This is a genomic window from Methylophaga sp. UBA1464 (assembly GCF_002325665.1).
Classification (GTDB): domain Bacteria; phylum Pseudomonadota; class Gammaproteobacteria; order Nitrosococcales; family Methylophagaceae; genus Methylophaga.
On record NZ_DCSO01000013.1, the window covers coordinates 803 to 5,381 of the forward strand.

Consider the following 4,579-nt stretch of genomic DNA (forward strand, 5'->3'; position numbering starts at 1 on the left):
GTTCACGATTGGTCAGGCTGAAGTTACGTATGAACCTGGCCTGTTGACTATCATTATTATCATTTACGCCAATAACCGGACGACTGATAACCGGTTGGCGGTTTACATTATTGAATTCTGATTGTTTATCAAACACCACCGGGAGTCGAACAGATAACTCCTCCGGAGGCTTTACTGGGGTAAAAAGTACCGGTAGATTGCTATTGATTTGCATCCGAAGTTACCGGTTTTTTGGGGCCCTTGGAATGTTTATTACGCTGAGAGCGATTATCTTTGCTGTTGCCGCGAGCCTTATTCTGGTGGCGGGGAGCCGGATGACGTTCAGCTCTTATTCTCGGCTTGGGCGTCTCCAGCTGTTCATCTGAACTTTGTGCTACCGGCAGCTTGTGTTTGATGTACTGCTCGATATCCGGTAATGAAAATGCGTATTCTTCACAGGCCAGACTAATGGCAATCCCGCTGGCACCTGCCCGTGCAGTACGTCCCGTACGATGCACATAATCTTCCGCATCCTGTGGCAAATCAAAGTTGAATACGTGACTGACCTCTGGGATATGCAAACCACGCGCCGCCACATCAGTGGCAACCAGGTACGGAAACTCACCATCCTGAAAATGCTTCAATAAACTTTCCCGTTTTTTCTGCGGGACATCGCCGGATAATAACGCCGCTTTATAACCATTGCCTTCCAGATATCCCCATACCCGTTCAGCCACATGTTTGGTATTCACAAACACGATACTGCGCAGCGGCTGGATACGTTTAATCAATGCCAGCAATAATGGGATTTTCTCCTCGTTAGACGGGTAATAGACCCACTCTTCGATTCGATCACCCATCATTTTTTCCGGCTCGACCTGCACTTTTTCCGGGTTGTTCATATGCTCGTAAGCCAGCTCAGATACTTTGTAACTCAATGTCGCGGAGAACAACATACCCAAGCGTTTTCCAGGTTCCGGCAAGCGACGCAGAAAAAACCGTACATCCTTGATAAAGCCCAGATCAAACATTCTGTCGGCTTCATCCAATACCACCACTTCAATTTTATTAAGGTTAAACACCCGTTGCTTATGAAAATCCATCAGCCGTCCCGGCGTGCCGATTAACACATCGCAACCGTCCGTGATGGCATCACGCTGACGTTGATAATCTTTACCGCCATGCGCGATCACAATGCGCAATCCGGCATGACTATTTAACAATTCGGCATCTTTAACAATCTGAATTGCCAATTCTCGAGTGGGTGCCAGAATCAATGCGCGAGGTTGTTTTGAAGATGAATTTTGCGCATCCTGAGTATTTAACAGGCGCTGAAATGTCGCTAATAAAAAGGCGATGGTTTTACCGGTACCGGTTTGGGCCTGACCCGCGACATCGTGGTTTGCCAGCAATAGAGGTAAAGATTTAGCCTGTATCGGCGTGCAGAATTCAAAGCCCGCTTGTTGCAGGCCTTTCTGCAGGAGCGGATGAAGTGGCAGCGATGAAAATGCCGTGTCGGTGAGGTGAGCACTCATATAAATACTTGCATTACCTTTACTGATAAGAAAAAATGTTACTCAATGTTGGCTTGCGAGTATAGCGGTCCAATACTTTAGATACCACTGGAGATAAAACATGAGCGAAAACGTCACTAGTGTGACCGATGGCGACTTTGACAGCCTGGTTCTACAGTCTGATATGCCTGTATTGGTTGATTACTGGGCGGAATGGTGCGGTCCCTGCAAAATGATTGCACCCGTGCTGGAAGAAATCGGCGCTGAATACGCAGGCAAATTAAAAGTCTGCAAACTCAACATCGACGAAAATCCAGATACCCCACCGCGCTACGGTATTCGTGGCATTCCTACTCTGATGCTGTTTAAAGACGGCGAAGTGGAAGCGACTAAAGTCGGCGCTTTGACCAAATCACAATTGGCTGCGTTTCTCGACAGCAACATCTAATATTCTTGCTGCACTATCCCCACCACGCGTGGGGATAGTTGTATCTGAGATGCCTCAAAGACAAAGCCGCACGCTCCTCCTGGCAAATACTGCTGTGGGCCACCACTCCGAACTGTTACGAAACTGATGGATGTATCTGAACTACTTGACGATCTGAACAAACCACAACGTGAAGCTGTTGCCGCACCGCTGGGGCATACTCGTATTCTCGCCGGGGCCGGGAGCGGAAAAACACGGGTTCTGGTACATCGGATTGCCTGGCTGATTCAGGCGGAAGCTTTATCACCTGCCAATATTCTCGCCGTCACCTTTACCAATAAAGCGGCGGCTGAAATGCGTGGCCGGATTGAACAGATGCTCGGTTACCCGATTGGTGGTATGTGGGTAGGCACCTTCCATGGTTTGGCGCATCGGCTGCTGCGCTCACATTGGCAGGAAGCCGGTTTACCCCAAGGTTTCCAGATTCTTGACAGTGATGATCAGCTCAGAATGATCAAACGCATTATCCGCAGCATGTCGCTGGATGAAGCACAGTGGCCACCCAAACAAGCGCAGTGGTATATCAACGGCCAGAAAGACGAAGGCCTGCGCGCTGCGCATCTGCAGGCTGGAGAAGATCCTTATTCACAAAACATGCTGGCCATTTATCTGGCATATGAACAAGCCTGTGAACGTGCCGGTGTGGTGGATTTTGGCGAATTATTGTTGCGCAGTCATGAATTGTGGCTGAAACGTCCGGATATTCTGGCGCACTATCAACAACGGTTTTCACAGATCCTGGTCGATGAGTTTCAGGATACCAACACTATCCAGTATGCCTGGATCAGAGTATTGGCCGGTCAGACCGGACATCTGTTTATTGTCGGCGATGATGACCAGTCCATTTACGGCTGGCGCGGCGCGAAAATTGAAAACATCCAGAAATTTCATAAAGATTATCCTGATGCGAGCACTGTGAGGTTGGAACAGAATTACCGTTCTACCGGTAATATTCTTGCCGCTGCCAATGCGGTTATCGCCAATAACAGTGAACGCCTTGGCAAAGAATTGTGGACCGAAGATGCTGATGGCGAGCCGATACAACTCTATAACGCCTATAACGAACGCGATGAAGCCGCCTATCTGGTGCAGGAAGTTCGCAACTGGATGAATCAGGGGGGGCAACGCAGTGATGTTGCCGTGTTATATCGATCCAATGCCCAATCACGGGTCATTGAAGAAGCGCTGATGCAATCTGCCGTGCCCTATCGGGTTTATGGCGGCCTGCGTTTTTTTGAACGCGCTGAAATTAAAGATGTGCTTGCCTATTTAAGACTCATTAGTAATCGTCGTGATGATGCGTCATTTGAACGGGTAGTGAACACGCCTACCAGAGGTATTGGGGCTGCAACATTAACCCAGTTGCGCCAATATGCCCGTGAAACCAACCAGACCATGTGGCAGTCTGCCGTGGATTTTCTGCAGCAAAAAATCTTACCTGCACGCGCTGCCAATGCTTTGTCGGCTTTTCTGACCTTGATTGATTCATTAACACCAGAAGACAACACGATGTCGTTACATGAGCTCACGGCATTGGTCATTGATGAGAGTGGACTCCGCACGCACTTCGCCAAGGATAAAACTGAAAAAGGTCAGGGCCGTATTGAGAATATGGATGAGCTGATTAACGCCACCCGTGAGTTTATGCGTGCTGACGATGAAGAGGAAATGCCGCTACTGGATGCTTTTCTTGCGCATGCTGCATTGGAAGCCGGTGAAAATCAGGGCGATCAATGGCAGGATTGTGTTCAGTTAATGACTTTGCATTCAGCGAAAGGCCTGGAGTTTCCAATTGTGTTTATGGTCGGTATGGAAGAAGGCTTATTTCCGGGCCAGAAATCCTCTGACGATCCGCTCAGACTCGCTGAAGAACGCCGTCTCTGTTATGTCGGCATGACCCGGGCGCGTAAAACACTGTACCTGCTTTATACTGAATCACGTTACTTATACGGCCAGGAAATGCATCCCCGCCCTTCACGTTTTCTGAGTGAACTCCCCATCGAGCGAGTGCATAAGGTTCGTTCACAGCAAAATATGGCTGCCGCCGGGCTGACAGCACTTGCCAGTCGAACACAATCAGCTGATGATACGGGTTTCAGAACCGGGCAACAGGTGATGCATCAGAAATTCGGTCAAGGCGTCATTATTGACACCGAGGGTAATGGCAGTCACGCTCGGGTTCATGTGAATTTCAAACAAGCGGGCAGTAAATGGCTGGTCCTGGCCTATGCCAAGCTTGAAACCTTGTAATTCAGGAAAACGATAATGCATTTATCCGTATTTATACGACGCTTGGCACTTTTGGTCAGCATCGCTTTACTGTCAGCTTGTGGAGTAGATGACAGTAGTCCTTTCTCCGAAGAAATTGATACCAGCAAAGTCTATCGCTGGAAAATGGTCACCGCCTGGCCGCCGGGTTTTCCCGTTTTGCAGGAAGGTGCAGAACGTTTTGCCGCCAATCTGGAAGCCATGTCCAACGGACGACTCAAGGTTAAGGTATTTGCCGGCGGTGAATTGATCCCGGCTTTACAGACCTTTGACGCCGTTTCACAAGGCACAGTGGAAATGGGCCATGGCAGCGCCTACTACTGGGCGGGGA

General features: G+C 49.1%; 4 protein-coding genes and 1 pseudogene. 3 read left to right on the forward strand and 2 right to left on the reverse strand.

The window, feature by feature from the left end:
- Together B3O33_RS01170 and rhlB are read right to left on the reverse strand one after the other, a co-directional pair.
- The coding region (locus B3O33_RS01170) for a hypothetical protein (protein WP_292362767.1) at positions 1-214 on the reverse strand (214 nt) is incomplete at its 3' end.
- Complete coding sequence (gene rhlB, locus B3O33_RS01175; protein ID WP_292362343.1) at positions 201-1,514, reverse strand: ATP-dependent RNA helicase RhlB; 1,314 nt, start codon at positions 1,512-1,514, stop codon at positions 201-203. The genes B3O33_RS01170 and rhlB, both read right to left, overlap by 14 nt.
- Positions 1,515-1,614: 100 nt before the next feature.
- Between rhlB and trxA the strand changes: the two genes are divergently transcribed.
- The 3 genes and pseudogenes from trxA to B3O33_RS01190 all read left to right on the forward strand — a co-directional run.
- A complete protein-coding gene (gene trxA, locus B3O33_RS01180) occupies positions 1,615-1,941 on the forward strand; it encodes a thioredoxin TrxA (protein WP_226075402.1) in 327 nt (108 codons plus the stop codon).
- Positions 1,942-2,067: 126 nt separating this feature from the next.
- A complete protein-coding gene (gene uvrD / locus B3O33_RS01185) occupies positions 2,068-4,230 on the forward strand; it encodes a DNA helicase II (protein WP_292362342.1) in 2,163 nt (720 codons plus the stop codon).
- Positions 4,231-4,245: 15 nt separating this feature from the next.
- Positions 4,246-4,579 (forward strand): annotated as a pseudogene (locus B3O33_RS01190) (ABC transporter substrate-binding protein); the annotation flags it as partial.

Coding starts and splice junctions, on each gene's coding strand:
- rhlB (WP_292362343.1), bottom strand. CDS start 1,514: ATGAGTGCTCACCTCACCGACACGGCATTTTCATCGCTGCCACTTCAT.
- trxA (WP_226075402.1), top strand. CDS start 1,615: ATGAGCGAAAACGTCACTAGTGTGACCGATGGCGACTTTGACAGCCTG.
- uvrD (WP_292362342.1), top strand. CDS start 2,068: ATGGATGTATCTGAACTACTTGACGATCTGAACAAACCACAACGTGAA.